The sequence below is a fragment of the Streptococcus sp. HSISS3 genome, from assembly GCF_000448605.1.
Lineage (GTDB): Bacteria > Bacillota > Bacilli > Lactobacillales > Streptococcaceae > Streptococcus > Streptococcus raffinosi.
This window is the reverse complement of the sequence record NZ_CM002130.1, coordinates 1,219,700-1,237,936: the sequence shown is the minus strand read 5'-3', so window position 1 is coordinate 1,237,936 and position 18,237 is coordinate 1,219,700. Positions and strand designations below refer to the sequence as shown.

The 18,237-nt window shown below is 39.9% G+C and carries 14 protein-coding genes and 2 pseudogenes; 13 read left to right on the top strand and 3 right to left on the bottom strand.

Annotation, left to right across the window (positions count from 1 at the left end; translation table 11 throughout):
• From icd to HSISS3_RS05710, 7 genes and pseudogenes are all read left to right on the top strand, one after another.
• Positions 1-1,016, top strand: a pseudogene (gene icd / locus HSISS3_RS05740) (NADP-dependent isocitrate dehydrogenase); the annotation flags it as partial.
• Positions 1,017-1,275: 259 nt separating this feature from the next.
• The gene (locus HSISS3_RS05735; RefSeq protein WP_002884015.1) at positions 1,276-1,539 is read left to right on the top strand and encodes a phosphocarrier protein HPr; all 264 of its coding nucleotides are present in this window, start codon (positions 1,276-1,278) and stop codon (positions 1,537-1,539) included.
• A gap of 4 nt (positions 1,540-1,543) precedes the next feature.
• Positions 1,544-3,277 carry a phosphoenolpyruvate--protein phosphotransferase gene (gene ptsP, locus HSISS3_RS05730; protein WP_042771881.1) on the top strand — a complete coding sequence of 578 codons (1,734 nt, stop codon included), beginning with the start codon at positions 1,544-1,546 and terminating at the stop codon, positions 3,275-3,277.
• A 209-nt stretch (positions 3,278-3,486) separates the two neighbouring features.
• Positions 3,487-4,919, top strand: a pseudogene (locus tag HSISS3_RS05725) (NADP-dependent glyceraldehyde-3-phosphate dehydrogenase).
• Positions 4,920-5,035: 116 nt separating this feature from the next.
• Positions 5,036-5,863, top strand: a complete 828-nt coding sequence (locus HSISS3_RS05720) for an alpha/beta hydrolase (protein ID WP_021152024.1) — start codon at positions 5,036-5,038, stop codon at positions 5,861-5,863.
• Between the two features lie 50 nt (positions 5,864-5,913).
• Complete coding sequence (locus HSISS3_RS05715) at positions 5,914-6,654, top strand: esterase family protein (RefSeq protein ID WP_008534305.1); 741 nt, start codon at positions 5,914-5,916, stop codon at positions 6,652-6,654.
• Between the two features lie 40 nt (positions 6,655-6,694).
• Positions 6,695-7,858 (top strand): ATP-grasp domain-containing protein, encoded by a 1,164-nt coding sequence (locus HSISS3_RS05710; protein WP_002888887.1) that lies wholly within the window; start codon positions 6,695-6,697, stop codon positions 7,856-7,858.
• A gap of 54 nt (positions 7,859-7,912) precedes the next feature.
• Here HSISS3_RS05710 and HSISS3_RS05705 read toward each other — a convergent pair whose 3' ends face one another.
• A complete protein-coding gene (locus HSISS3_RS05705; protein WP_021152023.1) occupies positions 7,913-8,995 on the bottom strand; it encodes a DEAD/DEAH box helicase in 1,083 nt (360 codons plus the stop codon).
• A 91-nt stretch (positions 8,996-9,086) separates the two neighbouring features.
• On the opposite strand from HSISS3_RS05705, the gene udk reads away from it, so the two are divergent.
• The 6 genes from udk (at position 9,087) to mprF (ending at position 15,959) form a co-directional block, all read left to right on the top strand.
• Positions 9,087-9,722, top strand: coding sequence for a uridine kinase (gene udk / locus HSISS3_RS05700; RefSeq protein WP_008534308.1), 636 nt, complete (start codon positions 9,087-9,089; stop codon positions 9,720-9,722).
• Between the two features lie 36 nt (positions 9,723-9,758).
• A complete protein-coding gene (locus tag HSISS3_RS05695; RefSeq protein ID WP_021145609.1) occupies positions 9,759-11,678 on the top strand; it encodes an ABC-F family ATP-binding cassette domain-containing protein in 1,920 nt (639 codons plus the stop codon).
• A gap of 89 nt (positions 11,679-11,767) precedes the next feature.
• Positions 11,768-12,028 (top strand): YiaA/YiaB family inner membrane protein, encoded by a 261-nt coding sequence (locus HSISS3_RS05690; RefSeq protein ID WP_002883990.1) that lies wholly within the window; start codon positions 11,768-11,770, stop codon positions 12,026-12,028.
• 70 nt (positions 12,029-12,098) lie between these two features.
• Complete coding sequence (locus HSISS3_RS05685; protein WP_021152022.1) at positions 12,099-12,338, top strand: hypothetical protein; 240 nt, start codon at positions 12,099-12,101, stop codon at positions 12,336-12,338.
• A 349-nt stretch (positions 12,339-12,687) separates the two neighbouring features.
• On the top strand, positions 12,688-13,407 hold the full coding sequence (locus HSISS3_RS05680) for an alpha/beta fold hydrolase (protein WP_021152021.1): 720 nt from the start codon (positions 12,688-12,690) through the stop codon (positions 13,405-13,407).
• Positions 13,404-15,959, top strand: a complete 2,556-nt coding sequence (gene mprF, locus HSISS3_RS05675; RefSeq protein ID WP_021152020.1) for a bifunctional lysylphosphatidylglycerol flippase/synthetase MprF — start codon at positions 13,404-13,406, stop codon at positions 15,957-15,959. The genes HSISS3_RS05680 and mprF overlap by 4 nt, the downstream gene beginning before the upstream one ends.
• Positions 15,960-16,015: 56 nt before the next feature.
• Here the strand turns inward: mprF and gatD are convergent, their stop codons facing one another.
• Positions 16,016-16,804 (bottom strand): lipid II isoglutaminyl synthase subunit GatD, encoded by a 789-nt coding sequence (gene gatD / locus HSISS3_RS05670; protein WP_021145604.1) that lies wholly within the window; start codon positions 16,802-16,804, stop codon positions 16,016-16,018.
• On the bottom strand, positions 16,804-18,147 hold the full coding sequence (gene murT, locus HSISS3_RS05665; protein ID WP_037608795.1) for a lipid II isoglutaminyl synthase subunit MurT: 1,344 nt from the start codon (positions 18,145-18,147) through the stop codon (positions 16,804-16,806). Before murT ends, gatD begins: the two co-directional genes overlap by 1 nt.
• Positions 18,148-18,237 lie beyond the last annotated feature (90 nt).

Sequence of the window (18,237 nt, the reverse complement as noted above, 5' to 3'; positions counted from 1 at the left end):
ATTGAGTGGCAAGAGCTTCTAGCAGGAAAAAAGGCTTTTGACAAACAGGAGAATGGTTACCTCAAGCTACTTTAGAAGCTATTCGAGACAGTTTGGTAGCTATTAAAGGTCCTCTTGAAACGCCAGTTGGTGGTGGAATCCGTTCTTTAAATGTTGCTCTACGTCAGGAACTTGACCTCTATGCCTGCGTTCGTCCAGTTCGTTACTTTAAAGGAGTGGTAAGCCCTCTTAAAGAACCAGAAAAAACGGATATTACTATTTTTCGTGAAAATACCGAAGATATCTATGCAGGTATTGAATGGGAAGCAGGAACGGAAGAGGTAAAGAAAGTCATTGATTTTCTGCAGAAAGAAATGGGTGTGACTAAAATTCGTTTCCCAGAGTCAAGTAGTATCGGTATTAAACCAATTTCAATTGAAGGAAGTAAACGATTAATTCGTTCAGCAATTGACTATGCACTCAAGAATAATCTCAAAAAAGTAACCCTAGTCCACAAAGGCAATATTCAAAAATTTACTGAGGGCGGTTTCCGTAAATGGGGTTACGAGGTGGCACAGGAAGAGTATAAAGAGGAGCTACTTGCTGGCCGTTTAGAGATTAACGATATCATCGCAGATAACTTCCTACAACAAATTCTTCTAAATCCAGGAAAATTTGATGTGGTTGCCTTGACCAACTTGAATGGTGATTATGCCAGTGATGCCTTGGCCGCACAGGTTGGTGGTATCGGAATTTCCCCTGGAGCCAACATTAACTATCAAACTGGCCATGCTATTTTTGAAGCGACACATGGAACGGCTCCTGATATTGCAGATCAAGACAAGGCAAATCCATGTTCGGTACTATTATCTGGGTGCATGCTCTTAGATTATATCGGTTGGTCAGAAGCTGCTCAATTAATCACTGCCGCTATTGAAAAAACATTTCAAGAGGGTATCTTTACAGCTGACCTTGCATTTGAAAAAACAGCTTTTTCAACAAGTGATTTTAGTCAAAACATCTTAAATCGTATCTAAACGCTAACTTAGCCTTTATGAAAACATCCTATGAAAATACAATGAAAAACTTTTCGGATTTATCTTTATTTCTGTAACAAATAGTTAAAAGAGAGAATAAAATCTTGAAAGGACATGACTAAATGAGAAGAAACCCTTAGGAAATTTTTCATAAAGTATGTTTTAACCTTGATAATATGAATTAGCTATGTTATAATTCTAAATTGTAAGGGTTATCATCGATAACTCAAATATTCCAAATTAAGAAGGAGAATCCATTATGGCTTCTAAAGATTTCCACATTGTAGCAGAAACAGGTATCCACGCACGTCCAGCTACTTTGCTTGTTCAAACAGCAAGCAAATTTGCTTCAGATATCACTCTTGATTACAAAGGTAAAGCAGTTAACCTTAAATCTATCATGGGTGTTATGAGCCTTGGTGTTGGTCAAGGTGCTGACGTAACTATCTCTGCAGAAGGTGCTGATGCTGACGATGCAATCGCAGCAATCGCTGAAACAATGACAAAAGAAGGGTTGGCATAAGAATATGACAGAAATGCTTAAAGGAATCGCAGCATCTGACGGTGTTGCAGTTGCTAAGGCATATCTGCTTGTTCAACCGGATTTGTCATTTGAAACTAATACAGTTGAAGATACAAGTGCAGAAGAGGCTCGTCTAGATGCTGCTCTAGCGGCGTCACAGGACGAGCTTTCTGTTATCCGTGAAAAAGCAGTTGAAAGCCTTGGTGAAGAAGCGGCAGCCGTATTTGATGCTCACTTGATGGTTCTCGCTGACCCAGAAATGACTGGTCAAATCAAAGAAACTATCCGTGCTAAACAAGTTAATGCTGAAGCTGCTTTGACTGAAGTAACTGACATGTTCATTGCAATTTTTGAAGGTATGGAAGACAATCCATACATGCAAGAACGTGCAGCGGATATTCGTGACGTTACAAAACGTGTGCTTGCTAACTTGCTTGGTAAGAAATTGCCAAACCCAGCAACAATTAACGAAGAATCAATCGTTGTTGCTCATGATTTGACACCATCAGACACCGCTCAACTTAACAAACAATTTGTTAAAGCTTTTGTCACTAACATTGGTGGACGTACAAGTCACTCAGCTATCATGGCTCGTACACTTGAAATCGCAGCTGTTCTTGGTACAAACAATATTACTGAACTTGTAAAAGATGGAGACATTTTGGCAGTTTCAGGTATTACTGGTGAAGTTGTGATTAACCCAACTGAAGAGCAAATTGCTGAGTTTAAAGAAGCTGGTGAAGCTTATGCTAAACAAAAAGCTGAATGGGCTCTCCTTAAAGATGCTCAAACAGTAACAGCTGATGGTAAACACTTCGAGTTGGCTGCAAACATTGGTACACCTAAAGACGTTGAAGGTGTTAACGATAATGGTGCAGAAGCTGTTGGTCTTTATCGTACAGAGTTCTTGTACATGGACTCTCAAGACTTCCCAACTGAAGATGACCAATATGAGGCATACAAAGCGGTTCTTGAAGGTATGAATGGTAAACCTGTTGTCGTTCGTACAATGGATATCGGTGGGGATAAAGAACTTCCTTACTTCGATCTTCCTAAAGAAATGAACCCATTCTTGGGTTACCGTGCATTGCGTATCTCAATTTCTGAAACTGGTAATCAAATGTTCCGTACTCAATTGCGTGCTTTGCTTCGTGCATCTGTTCACGGTAAATTGCGTATCATGTTCCCTATGGTTGCTTTGTTGAAAGAGTTCCGTACTGCTAAAGGTATTCTCGAAGAAGAAAAAGCTAAATTGATTGCTGAAGGTGTTGCTGTTGCAGACAACATTGAAGTAGGTATCATGATTGAAATCCCAGCTGTAGCTATGCTTGCTGATCAATTTGCTAAAGAAGTTGATTTCTTCTCAATTGGTACAAATGACCTTATCCAATACACAATGGCTGCTGACCGTATGAATGAACAAGTTTCATACCTTTACCAACCATATAACCCATCAATTCTTCGTTTGATTAACAATGTTATCAAAGCTGCGCATGCTGAAGGTAAATGGGCTGGTATGTGTGGTGAAATGGCTGGTGACCAAACAGCTGTTCCTCTTCTTGTCGGAATGGGCTTGGATGAGTTCTCTATGTCAGCTACATCTGTTCTTCGTACACGTAGCTTGATGAAGAAACTTGACACAGCTAAAATGGAAGAATACGCTAACCGTGCACTTACTGAATGTTCAACAATGGAAGAAGTTCTTGAACTTTCAAAAGAATACGTTAACGTAGACTAATAAGAAAAAAAGTGGAAGCTTGTGCTTTCGCTTTTTTGCATAGACAAAATAATTGACTCAATGTCTTTTTAGGAGTAGAATACGTCTAACCTAGGTTAAGAACTTTAATTATTTTTGTCAAAATTTTCTGAATAATCCTTGTTTTAATCTTGGAATATTTGGAAAAAATGATAGAATAGGTTTTATAATAGATAAAAGGAGTTACTATCTTGGCTAAACAATACAAAAACTATGTCAATGGTGAGTGGAAAACATCTGAAAATTCAATTACTATCTACGCACCTGCAAACGGTGAGGAACTTGGATCAGTTCCAGCTATGAGCCAAGCTGAAGTAGACGAAGTCTACGCAGCAGCTAAAGCAGCACTCCCAGCATGGCGTGCGCTTTCATACGCTGAACGTGCAGCTTACCTTCATAAAGCAGCTGATATCTTGGAACGTGATGCTGATAAGATCGGTCGAGTTCTTTCTAAAGAAATTTCTAAAGGTTTGAAATCTGCAATTGGTGAAGTTGTTCGTACTGCTGAAATTATCCACTATGCAGCTGAAGAAGGTTTGCGTTTGGAAGGTGAAGTACTTGAAGGTGGTGCCTTTGATGCTGGTAGCAAGAAAAAATCGCTGTTGTTCGTCGTGAACCAGTAGGTCTTGTCCTTGCTATTTCACCATTCAACTATCCAGTAAACTTGGCTGGTTCTAAAATTGCTCCTGCCTTGATCGCTGGTGACGTTGTTGCCTTCAAACCACCAACACAAGGTTCTATCTCAGGTCTTCTTTTGGTTGAAGCATTTGTTGAAGCTGGTATCCCTGCTGGTGTCTTGAACTCAATCACAGGTCGTGGTTCTGTTATCGGTGACTACATCGTTGAACACAAAGCAGTTGACTTTATCAACTTTACAGGTTCAACTCCAGTTGGTGAAAACATCGGTCGTTTGGCAGCAATGCGTCCAATCATGCTTGAGCTTGGTGGTAAAGACTCAGCTATCGTTCTTGAAGATGCTGACCTTGACTTGACTGCTAAAAACATCGTGGCAGGTGCCTTTGACTACTCAGGTCAACGTTGTACAGCTATCAAACGTGTTCTTGTAATGGATAGCGTTGCTGATGCATTGGTAGAAAAAGTAACTGCTTTGGTTGCAAATATCACTGTTGGTATGCCTGAAGAAAGTGCAAGTGTTACACCACTTATCGATACTAAATCAGCTGACTTTGTACAAGGTTTGATTGATGATGCTGTTGAAAAAGGTGCTACTGCTAAAACTGAATTGAAACGTGAAGGAAACCTTATCTATCCAACAGTCTTTGACCATGTAACAACAGATATGCGTGTTGCTTGGGAAGAACCATTTGGTCCTGTATTGCCATTCATCCGTGTATCTTCAGTTGAAGAAGCAATCAAGATTTCTAACCAATCTGAATATGGACTTCAAGGTGCTGTCTTTACACAAGATTACCCACGTGCATTTGCTATTGCTGAACAACTTGAAGTTGGTACAGTTCACATCAATAATAAAACACAACGTGGTACAGATAACTTCCCATTCCTTGGTGTTAAAGGATCTGGTGCCGGTACTCAAGGTGTGAAATACTCTATTGAAGCTATGACTCGTGTGAAATCAACAGTATTTGATATTGCAAAATACTAAGTGTTAAGCTAGTCAATAATTGTAAAAAAGTCAAGAGAGCCTTAGTAATAAGGCTCTTTTTCTGTAAAAATATGGTATAATAGAGTCAAATTTTGAATAGAGTGAGTTTTCTGACAATGAATAAATCTTATTTTTACTTGGTTATGAAGACGCATGAGTTAGAGGTACCATACACTGGTCAACTTCGTCGTGTGCGTGTTCTTCTACCTAAGAACTATGAAACGGATACAGATCGTTCTTACCCTGTCGTGTATTTCCATGATGGTCAGAATGTTCTTTATAGTAAGGAGTCGTTTTCTGGCTATTCTTGGAAGATTATCCCAACAGTCAAGCGTAATCCTGATATTTCGCGCATGATTGTTGTAGCCATTGATAATGATGGTCCTGGCCGTATGAATGAGTATTCTGCGTGGAAGTACCAAGAATCGAATATCCCTGGTGTCCAGTTCGGAGGTAAGGGTGTAGAGTATGCAGAGTTTGTCATGGATGTGGTTAAACCCTTTATTGATAAGGAATACCGTACCCTCTCTGACCGTCAGCATACAGCTATGATTGGTTCATCTCTCGGTGGTAATATTACTCAGTTTATGGGGCTTGATTATAAGGAGCAGATTGGTTGTCTTGGGGTATTTTCTTCAGCTAACTGGTTGCATCAGGATGCTTTTGATCGTTACATGTCGCGTCAAAAGCTCGATTCAGATCAACGTGTCTACATATATGTAGGAACTGAGGAAGCTGATGATACTGACAAGACCTTGATGGCTGGTAATATTAAGCAGGCTTATATAGACTCTTCATTGAGCTATTATCATGATTTGATTGCTCGTGGGGTTGATTTGGAAAATATCAAGATTCACATTCAATCTGGTGCTGAACACAATGAAGAAGCTTGGGCCGAGAATCTACCAGACTGTCTTCGCTTTTTCGCTGAAAAATGGGACTAGTCTTTAATGTCATAACTATTTAATAGCAATTTAGGAAAAGGATTTAAACTATGAATATCGAACATCTTAGCCACTGGAGTGGTCAATTGAACCGTGAAATGTATCTTAATCGTTATGGGCACGCAGGTATTCCTGTGGTAGTTTTTGCTTCATCAGGTGGAAGTCACAATGAATACTATGATTTTGGTATGATTAATGCTTGTGAACGCTTCATTGAAGAAGGGCGTGTGCAATTCTTTACACTTTCAAGTGTAGACAGTGAGAGCTGGCTTTGCGATTGGAAAAATCCACACGATCGTGCAGAAATGCATCGTGCTTATGAACGTTATGTGATTCAAGAAGCCATTCCATTCATCAAACACAAGACTGGTTGGTTTGATCCTATGATGACAACTGGTTGTTCAATGGGTGCTTACCATGCGCTTAATTTCTTCTTGCAACACCCAGATGTTTTCAATAAAGTAGTAGCCCTTAGCGGTGTTTATGATGCACGTTTCTTTGTTGGTGAATACGGAGGAGATGAGGCTATTTACCAAAACTCACCATCAGATTATATTTGGAATCAAAATGATGGTTGGTTTATCGATCGTTATCGTCAATCTGAAATTGTTGTGTGTACAGGTCTTGGTGCCTGGGAACAAGATGGTCTTCCTTCTTATTACAAACTTAAGGAAGCTTTTGAACAAAAGAATATTCCAGCTTGGTTCTCTGAGTGGGGGTACGATGTAGCCCACGATTGGGAATGGTGGCGTAAACAGATGCCATATTTCCTTGACAACATGAACCTATAATTTTCTTATCTACTGAGTAACTAAAAAAGAGGAATCAGAAATGAATTATATTGTTATTTCACCTTACTATCCACAAAACTTCCAACAGTTTACTGTTGAACTTGCTAATAAGGGAATCACTGTTCTCGGTATTGGTCAAGAGCCTTATGAACAATTGGATCAGCCTTTGAAAGATGCGTTGACTGAATACTTCCGAGTGGATAATTTGGAAAATTTGGATGAAGTGAAACGTGCAGTTGCCTTTCTCTTCTATAAACATGGACCAATCGATCGTATCGAGTCACATAATGAATACTGGTTGGAATTGGACGCAGCCCTTCGTGAACAGTTTAATGTATTTGGTGCTAAGCCAGAGGACCTCAAGAAGACAAAATACAAATCTGAAATGAAAAAGCTTTTCCAAAAAGCTGGTGTCCCAGTTGTACCTGGTGATGTGGTTAAGACAGATGCGGATGTGGATAAGGCTGTAGCTGAAATCGGACTTCCAATGATTGCTAAACCAGACAACGGTGTCGGTGCAGCTGCAACATTCAAACTTGAAACTGAGGACGATATCAATCATTTCAAGGCTGAGTGGGATCATGAAACAGTTTATTTCTTTGAAAAATTTGTGACTTCAAGTGAAATCTGTACTTTTGATGGTTTGTTGGATAGTAATGGCAATATTGTCTTCTCAACAACTTTTGATTATGCCCACACGCCACTTGATTTGATGCTTTACAAGATGGATAATTCTTACTACGTTCTTAAGGATATGGATCCTAAGTTACGTCAGTATGGTGAAGCTATTATCAAAGAATTTGGTATGAAGGAACGTTTCTTCCATATTGAATTCTTCCGTGAAGGTGATGATTATATTGCAATTGAGTATAATAATCGCCCTGCCGGTGGTTTCACTATTGATGTTTATAACTATGCTCATTCTATTGATTTGTACAAGGGTTATGCGGATGTCGTTGTTGGGGAGCCTTTCCCAGCATCTCACTTTGAACCACTTTACTGCTTGGCAACATCACGTCGTGCAAATTCTCACTACGCTTATTCAGAAGAAGAACTCTTCGATAAATACCGTGATCAACTTAAGGTTAAGAAAATCATGCCTGCTGCCTTTGCAGAGTTGCAAGGTGATTACCTCTACATGTTGACAACACCTAGTCGTGAAGAAATGGAACAAATGATTGAGGACTTTGGTAAAAAAGCCTAATTTGTATATGCTAAAAGCACTTCAGCGTTTGAACTGAAGTGCTTTTGTCATGTCTTATTTTTCGTGAAGTTCTTGGTTTTTCAGAACCAGTTCTGAAACTTTGGCGAATTTTTTAAGTTTTTTGAGATCTTCTGGATGGGTTACTAAGCTGATGACACTACCTTCATTTCCCATACGACCAGTACGTCCTGCACGGTGAGTGTAGGCTTCCCGATTTCGAGGAATATCGAAGTTGATGACCACTTCAAGATTTTCAATATCGATTCCTCGTGCCAATAAATCAGTTCCTAGTAAAAGTGAAATCTCATGATTTTTGAATTTTTCCAAGATAACTTTACGGAATTTGACATTAATATCACTGGCAAGTGATACTGCTGAAGCCCCATTAAATTGAAGGCGCTCTTCGGTAGCGCCAAGGTCAGAAAGACTGTTGAAAAAGACAAGACCACGGAAGTCAGGAATATTGGAGAACTTACGAAGAAGTTCGACACGGTGACGTTTATCAACACTGATATAATAATGTTTAATGGTGTCAAGTTTTTGGTCAGATAAGTCATAAACAATAGTATTTTCCACAAGATCTTGATTGTCAATTTTGTTAGTCGCTGAAATATAGATCATTTGATGGTCACGAGGGACATGGTGGCTGATTTTTGTTACGAAATGGTATTGGCTATCACTAAGAAGCTCATCAAATTCATCAAGGACGATGGTGTTGACGTTCATCATCTTGATTTTTTTGAGTTTAATCAGTTCGAAGACACGACCAGGGGTTCCGATAAGAATTTCTGGTCCTTTCTTCAGACGTTCAATCTGGCGTTTTTGACTAGAGCCAGAAAGGAAGAGTTGAGCCGTGAGCCCTAGTGGCTCAGCCCATTGTTTGGTCACATCAAAAATTTGTCCAGCAAGCTCAGAATTGGGTGCTAGGATAAGCAATTGCTGAGCTTTTTTTGGCTTTAGAGTACGGAGAAGTGGGAGGAGGTAGGCCAGAGTCTTACCTGTTCCAGTTGGGCTGATACCCAAAACATTGTCCCCTTCTGTGATTGGTGCAAAGAGTTCTTTTTGAATGGCAGTTTCTGTTGTGATTCCTTTTTCTTTAAGGAGGTCTTGCCATTGTTCAGGAAAGTTTGTAAACATAAAAGTCTCATTTTCTATATGGATTTGCTTTTATTATATCATGATTTAGTGTAGAATAGATGAGAAAGACTCTATTAGATAGGAATTTACCATGCCTAAAAAACCGATTATTATTGGGGTTACGGGTGGCTCTGGTGGTGGTAAGACCAGTGTTTCTCGTGCCATTTTATCCAATTTTCCAGATGAAAAAATTGCCATGATTGAACATGACTCGTACTATAAGGATCAGTCTCATTTGACTTTTGAGGAGCGTGTGTCAACTAACTATGACCATCCCTTTGCCTTTGATACAGATCTCATGATTGAACATATCAATGAGTTGATTGCTGGGCGTCCGGTGGATATTCCGATTTATGATTATACGCAACACACTCGTAGTGCCAAGACTTATCGTCAGGAGCCTCAGGATGTTTTCATCGTTGAAGGGATTCTAGTACTTGAGGATAAACGCTTGCGTGATTTGATGGATATCAAGCTCTTTGTAGATACTGATGATGACATTCGTATTATTCGCCGTATCAAGCGTGATATGGAAGAACGTGGTCGTAGCTTGGATAGTATTATTGAGCAATATATCAGTGTTGTAAAACCCATGTACCACCAGTTTATCGAGCCTACGAAACGTTATGCGGATGTGGTCATTCCTGAAGGTGTCACAAATACTGTTGCTATCGATTTGATAAATACTAAGGTAGCAAGCATCTTGAAAGAAAGTAAGGAAGCCTAAGCAAGAGCTTGGCTTTTTTGGTATAATTAAAACATTATGATTATTTTACAAGGAAACAAAATAGAGCGCTCTTTTTCAGGAGATGTGCTCTTTGATAATATTAATATTCAGGTGGATGAGCGAGATCGTATTGCCCTTGTTGGACGTAACGGTGCTGGGAAATCAACCTTATTGAAAATCCTAGTTGGAGAGGAAGCGCCGACAAGTGGTGAGATTAATACGAAACGTGATTTGAACCTGTCTTATCTGGCTCAGGATAGTCGTTTTGAGTCTAGCAATACCATTTACGCTGAAATGTTAAATGTTTTTGCCAGTCTTCGTGCCGATGAAAAACGTCTGCGTGACATGGAAATGAAGATGGCTGAGTTGACTGGGGCAGACTTGGACAAGCTAATGACCGACTATGATCGCCTTTCCGAGGATTTCAGACAAAGAGGTGGTTTTACTTACGAATCTGATATCAGAGCCATTCTCAATGGTTTCAAGTTTGATGAAAGCATGTGGGAGATGCCTATTTCAGATCTTTCTGGAGGACAGAATACCCGCCTGGCCTTGGCTAAAATGTTGCTAGAGAAGCCTGAACTTTTGGTACTGGATGAACCGACTAACCACTTGGATATCGAAACTATCGCCTGGTTGGAGAATTACCTAGTTAATTATCAGGGTGCTCTAATCATTGTCAGTCACGACCGTTATTTTTTGGATAAGGTAGCGACAGTAACCCTAGATTTGACCAAACATAGCTTGGATCGTTATGTCGGAAACTATTCAACATTCATGGATCTCAAGGCTGAAAAGTTGGCCACTGAAGCCAAAAACTTCGAAAAGCAACAAAAAGAAATTGCTAAGCTGGAGGACTTTGTTAATCGTAATATTGTCCGTGCCTCTACAACCAAGCGTGCCCAGGCCCGTCGTAAACAACTTGAGAAAATGGAAAGACTGGATAAGCCAACAGAAGGCCAAAAGTCAGCCAATATGACTTTCCATGCGGACAAGGTCTCCGGGAATGTGGTCTTGACAGTTAGGGATGCTGCCATTGGTTACGATGATGAGATTCTTTCGGAGCCTATTTCTCTGGATGTTAAGAAGATGGATGCCATTGCCATTGTAGGGCCTAATGGTATTGGCAAAACGACCTTTATCAAGTCGGTAGTGGGGCAATTGCCTTTTATCAAGGGAACGTCGACCTATGGTGCCAATGTTGAAGTAGGTTATTATGATCAAACCCAATCTGCCTTGACGCCCTCAAATACTGTCCTTGATGAGTTGTGGAATGATTTTGCAACCACTCCTGAAGTTGAGATTCGTAACCGTCTGGGTGCTTTTCTCTTCTCAGGTGATGACGTCAAAAAGTCGGTTTCCATGCTTTCTGGTGGGGAGAAGGCTCGCCTGCTCCTAGCCAAACTATCAATGGAAAACAATAACTTCCTGATTCTGGATGAACCGACCAACCACTTGGACATTGATAGCAAGGAAGTCTTGGAAAATGCCCTTATTGACTTTGATGGAACGCTTCTCTTTGTCAGCCATGACCGTTACTTTATCAACCGTGTGGCCACTAAAGTGATGGAAATTTCTGAGGATGGGGCAACCATTTATCTTGGGGATTATGATTATTATCTTGAGAAGAAGGCTGAGCTTGAAGAGTTGGCACGACTTGAGGCGGAAGAAAATCAAGGACAAGAAGAGGTTCAAGTAGCTTCGGCAGGTGCTAATGATTATCAAGCTCAAAAAGTCAATCAGAAAGAGATGCGTAAACTAAGCCGACGCATTGAACAAATTGAAAACGAGCTAGAGACCATTGAAGAACGCTTGGAGGAAATCTCTGCTGCCATGCTTGAAACCAATGACGTGGCGGAATTATCTGACTTGCAGAAAGAGCTGGATGAGTTATCAGTCAATCAAGAGGCTCTGATGGAAGAGTGGAGCGACTTATCAGAACAATTGGAAGGTTAAGGAAATATGAGAGCCTTTTCATGTTTTGAGTTGTGAAAGGCTTACATTGTTGGTATAATGGTCTTAGTATATAAAAGGAGACTAGCTTTATGAACAAAGTAAAGAAAAAAGTGTATCGTAACACAACATCTTTCAACATGATGGCTTGGGGATCATTTGCCTTCTTTGTAATCTTGATGTTGGTAGGCCTCTATACCCTTAAAGAGCCTTTGATGGTTAAGGGTTACTACCTCATGGGATGTGTTGGCTTGATTTCATCTTCCTTTACAGTATCTAAGGTTGTCCGTGATAATCAAGAAGATGAAGAAAACTATAACAAACTCATCGCCCAACAAACTTTCGAACAATAAGAGGAGGAGCCTGAAAAGGCTTTTTCTTTTTGAATAGTGCCATTTAATTATTTACCCAAATAATCAAAAAGTGTCTTTAGTAAATATAGATGATTATAATAAAAACCATCTTGCATATGAAATTGATTTTCATGATTATAAAAAGTTTTATATTTTAGATACTCAAAATCATCAAATTTCTGAGAAAACAAAATATGATAATGAAGAGAATGCCGTAGTAACCACTGCTTCTTATACAGAAGATATGAATACAGCAATTGATTTTACATTTGATTTTAGTGAAGGTGGTAGTTATTTAATGCATGCATAGAATACAAGAAATACAAATAATTTCTTCGTAAAACAATCTAAGAAAGCTAGACGAGACTTCCCGCTGTGAGAAAAGTGGTTGAATCATTATAGAATTAGTCATGGAACTTCGAAGAAGGTCGCTGACGTCCGTACTCACTTAAGGGAAGTCTCAAAAAGATTTTATTTATAAAAGTCTGAAAAGGCTTTTTCTTTTTTGCAGAAAATGCACAAATATTCTGACTCTTACCTAAGGGAAGTGTTATAATGGAATGAGAGGGTCTGAGCATCTTGTTTTATGGTATCGGACCTTATGCCTTATAAGACTAATCATCGTATAAGAATACGGTAGTGAAAAGGTAGGTAATATTATGGAATTCAAAGTTAAAGATGGTCAAATCATCTATTATCGGGATCTTGGTAAGGGTTTTCCAATTGTCTTTTTACATGGCAATAATTTGTCTGGAAACTACTTTGCTAAGCAAGGAATTCTATATCGAGACTATCGCTTAATTTTTATTGATAGTCGTAATCACGGTAGATCCAGTCGTCAGAGTGTTAAGATGACCTTTGAACAGATGGCTGCCGATTTGGAGGAAATTTTGCAATTTTTAAATATCAAAAAGGCCTTGTTTGTTGGTCACAGTGATGGGGCCAATCTAGCTATGGTTTATGCTAGTCGCTTTCCTGACCGGATTGCGGGTCTCTTACTAAATGCGGGTAACATGACCTTTAATGGCTTGACCAGACGTTCTAGGTTCTTGGTTCATTTACAATATCTTTGTTTGAAGGCCTTATCGCCATTTTCAGCTAAAATGGATATTATGGCAAAAGTAACAGGTCTCATGTTGCATGATTTACCCTTGGATAGGGAGCAATTACACAAGGCACCCTATCCTGTTTGGGTGGTTATGGGGCAAAGGGATGTTATTAGTTTTAGGCATTCCAAAGAGATTTCGGAACTCTTTCCGATTCATAAGCTGTATGTTGAGCGTCGGCAAGGACACCGTTTAGCTCAACGAAAATACAAGGTCTTTAATCAAATGATTCGTGATTTAGTGAGAATTAGTCGAAAAGAGGTGATGGCATGAAGAGTCTTTTGGAGAGATTACAACCTTTAAAAACAGCAATCAAATCCATCTTCTTTATTTCAATTACGGTTCTTGTCGTTATTGAACTGGTTCGGTTGAAGCGAACCATTACATTAGAATCGCTAGAATCGGCTCTGTCAGGCTTGTCTATTTGGCACCTTATTCTCATGATTATAATTGGGTTAGTCGCCGTACTCCCCATGTTGTTTTATGATTTAATCCTGAATAAGGAGTTAGAGACGGATTATTCCAAACCCTATATTTTAGAGACGAGTTGGGCGGTTAATACGATTAATAACCTGGCTGGTTTTGCTGGTTTGGTTGATGTCGGTTTACGGTATTCTTTCTATTCTGAGGATGGGCAGGAAAAGACGGGTGTTAAAGCACTGTCGCGTTTATTGCCTTACTTTATGTCGGGATTGTCACTCTTGAGTGGCTTGGTATTTGTTAGTTTTTGGTTTCTTCCTCTGAGTCCAGATTTAAGAAAGTATTGGCTGCTTTTGTTAGGGATTTTCCTTTATTTGCCCTTTATTTTCTTTATTTCCAGTCGGGAAAAATTGGCCTATTTTGGGCAGGTACCTTTGAAAACGAGGCTAAGTCTTCTTTTGGCTTCTACAGCTGAGTGGGGAACTGCTCTTGGGAGCTTTGTCAGTGTCGCCTATTTGATGGGATTACATGTTCATCTTTACAATCTGATTCCGCTCTACCTACTAGCTGTTATCATTGGTATTTTCTCAATGATTCCAGGAGGGATTGGTAGTTTTGATCTTATTGTCATTACTGGTTTGACCTCCATGGGTGTTAGTAATGCCATGGCGGTTAGCTTGCTCTTACTTTATCGTTTGACTTACTATGTCATTCCATTCTTGCTGGGAGTTGTCTTCTTTTTCAAACACATGGGAGGACGTATTAACGATAAGTACTTTAGGGTTTCTTCACGAGTATTTGCAGGGAGCCTATACCGTTTCTTGGTCTATCTCTTGCGTTTCTTGGGAATCTTTTTGATTTTGTCAGCTTTAATTCCAGAAAGGTTGGCTTATGTCTATTTGATTAACCGCTTTGATCCAATTCAGGAACAGTTGATTTGGCAGTTCCCAAGTATTTTATTTGGAACTCTCTTTATTTTCATGGCTCGTCTCATTAAGCGTCGGGTTAAGGGAGCATTTCCTGCCTCTTTATTAACCTTTGTCTTAGCCTTGATTTATGTCAACCTTAATGGCATTTCTTGGGCCATGACCTTCTTGATTTCACTTTCTTTGGTGATTGTGCTTATTATCAGAAAGAAATTGATCCATCGTTATTTTGTGTATAGCTGGGAAGATAAGACTAAAGATTTCCTCTTTCTTGCTTTTACGATTTTGGTTCTCCTTGTTTTAGGGGGAAATGGTTTCTGGTCTCATCTCTTGCCACCGAAGAACCGTGATGTTCTTGGACATTTTATCCATATCTGGTTTAATATTTTATTGGCAGCTGTTATCATTGCAACCATTGTTTGGGGGCTCTTGAAAATTTTGGCACCTCGTAAGACTTTCGGTCAAAAAATGGATGATGAACGTTTTACAGCTCTTTTGTCAAAATATGGAGGTGCATCAGAAAGTGCTTTGGCTTACCTACATGACAAACACCTCTTTTGGTATCGTGTTGATGGACAGGACCAAGTAGTTTTCCAATTCGCTCAAACCAGTAACAAGTGCGTGGTTATGGGAAATCCGATTGGGAATGAAGATTATTATCGACCAGCATGGGAAGCCTTTCTAAGCACTTTATCTGATTGGAATCTGCAAGCCCTATTTTATGAGGCAGATGAAAGCATTACCCTCATGCTTCATGACTATGGATTTGACTTCATGAAGTTTGGGGAAAATGCTATGGTTGACTTGACGTCGTTTTCGGTTGAAGGAAAGCATGGTAAGAAATTCCGTAAACCGACTAATCGCGTGGAAAAAGCTGGTTTCCAATTTAAATTGCTTCAACCGCCATTTTCAGAGACTCAAATGCAGGAAATGAGAGCTGTCTCAGATGTTTGGCTTAACGGTCGTAAGGAGAAAGGTTTTTCTCTTGGTTTCTTCGATGAAGCCTATCTGCAACAAGCGCCGATTGCCATTGTTGAAAGTGAAGCAGGCGAAATTGTTGCCTTTGCCAATATCATGCCAACCAAAAATAAACGAGTGGCCACGATTGACCTCATGCGATATGACTTTGAAAAGGCACCTGAAGGCATTATGGACTACCTCTTTGTCAAACTCTTCCAATACTTCCAAGCAGAAGGCAAGCAGTACTTTGATATGGGAATGGCTCCCCTAGCCAACGTTGGTACTGAAGAAGATAGTTTCTTAGAGGAAAAGGTTGCCAATCTGGTTTATGTTTTTGCACAGCGTTTTTACTCTTTCAGTGGCCTCCAACGTTATAAGGAAAAATTCTCTCCAATCTGGTCTCCAAAATATATTGTCTATCCAAAAAGAACCTGGCTCTTGTTTGATATGATTGCTATTCTAAGGATTGATAATCGTAAAATTGAAGACAGAATGAAGAAAAGACGTCTTTGGAAATAGAGATAACATGAAAATAGCGAAGCCAATCAGCTTCGCTATTTTGATATGTAGAAGACTTACTTTTCGAATTCTGCTTTTGATTTAGTATCTGCATACTCTTCAGCTACCTCGCTTGAGAGAATGTCATCATAACTTGGCAGTGAAATGTTCTGGCCATATTTGTTTCGAAGAGCTGTAGTTACCAGTCGGTATGCGAGGTTGGCATTACGAGAAAGAATTGGGCCGTGGAAGTAGCTACCATAAACATTCTTGTAGTGAACACCCTCGGAACCATCTTCCTTATTGTTACCATTACCGTAGACCACCTTCCCAAGTGGTTTCTCGTCATCCGAAAGGAAGGTACGTCCTTGGTGATTTTCAAAGCCATAATATGTTTCATCGAATTCTTCGTTATGAATCTTGATGTCACCGATGTAACGGTTATTTTCTTGATTGAGGGTGTAGTGGCCCATGACACCAATGCCGTCAATGCGAACCCCGTTAGCTTGGATGTAATATTGTCCAAGAAGTTGGAAACCACCGCAGATGGCTAGGATGACCTTATTATCTTGGATGAATTGATCAATAGCGTCACGTTTAGATGGTAGGTCTTTGGCAACGATGGATTGTTCGTAGTCTTGACCACCTCCAAAGAAGACCATGTCGTAGTGATCTTTGTCAAAGTCGTCCCCAACAGAAACGATGTCGAAGGTCATTTTAGCACCAAGTTTTTCCCCCACATATTTGATCATAAGGACATTACCATTGTCCCCGTAGGTATTGAGCAGATTACCATAAAGGTGGGCAACATTTAGGTCGTAGGTGTAGTCACGATTTTCTGGAGATTTGAGAGAAGTATAGGTCATTAGTTCATCTCCTTTCCGACAGCATGACGTTGGGCAAGAATGTCACGAAATTCAAGCATGGCAGTATAGGTAGCTAGGATATAGGCATGGTCGCAATCTTGCTTTTCAATCAAGGCCATAATATCTTCGAGCTTTTCTGCTTGCGTAATCTTATCCTCTGGGTAGCCAGTCACACGAAGACGGCGGGCAATTTCAGAGTGACGGACACCACCAGCATTAATCTCAGGAATATCCATGTCGAGAATGCTTTCAAAGTTGGCATCCCAAATCCAGCTAGTATCAATACCGTCAGCATAGTTGGCGTTAAGAAGAACTGACAAGCTAAATGGATAATCTGCAAGCTTAATCATTTCGAGAGCTTGGCTAGCGCCAACTGGATTCTTAATGAGTACGAGGGTACATGATTTGTTGCCAATCTTAAAGGTTTCTTGGCGTCCAAAGACAGCACGGCTCTTATTAAACCCAGCCTTGATTTTTTCAGGAGCCACACCGAAGAATTCAGCAACAGAAACCGCAGCAAGGGCATTGTAGATGTTGTAGAGACCACCGACATTAATCTTGTAGTCTTGTCCATCAATGACAAATTCAGAAGTCGTGTTAGTGATTTTAGTCAACTTCGTTAGCTTATAATCTAATTCTGGACGGTGGAAATCGCAGTTAGGGCAGGTGTAGTCACCCAAGTTAGCGTAAGTATTGAGGCGATACTGAAGAATACGCTCACACTTAGGACAGACAATGCCTTCAGTATTATAATGGGCCAGCTCTGGCGCATGCTTTTCAGTATCAAAACCATAGAAACGTACGGGATTGATCACTTCTTTAGAGTTGAAGAGGGGACTGTCCCCATTAGCCAAAATAGTAGCCTTGGGTGCCTTGGCAGCACCATCTAAAATCATCTGATAAGTAGTATAGATTTCACCGTAGCGGTCCATTTGGTCACGGAAAATATTTGTGAAGACAAATAGACTTGGGGTGATGTACTCTGTGATTTTTGGTAGGCTAGCTTCGTCAATCTCCAAGACAGCAATTTTCTTACCTGATTTAGCTCTTTTAGCGGTTAGGAAAGTAGAAGTAATCCCTGTGATCATGTTGGCTCCACTAGGATTGGTCACAATGTCACCAAAAGCTTCTTTTAAAATTCCAACTGTCAAAGCTGTTGTTAGAGTCTTTCCGTTGGTTCCTGTAACAACGACGATTTCATAATCTTTTGCCAGTGTGTCTAAAATGTTTTTGTCAAATTTAAGGGCGATTTTTCCTGGGAGGGTTGACCCACGTCCTAATTTGGAGAGGACAAAGTGGCTAGTCTTTCCTGCCAAGATACCCATGGTAGTTTTTATAGTCATGAATTTATTTTATCACAAAAAGTAGTGATTGTAGTCTCAAAATAGTTTGAATTCGTGGTATAATAGGAACTGTTTAAAAATTAAAAGAAA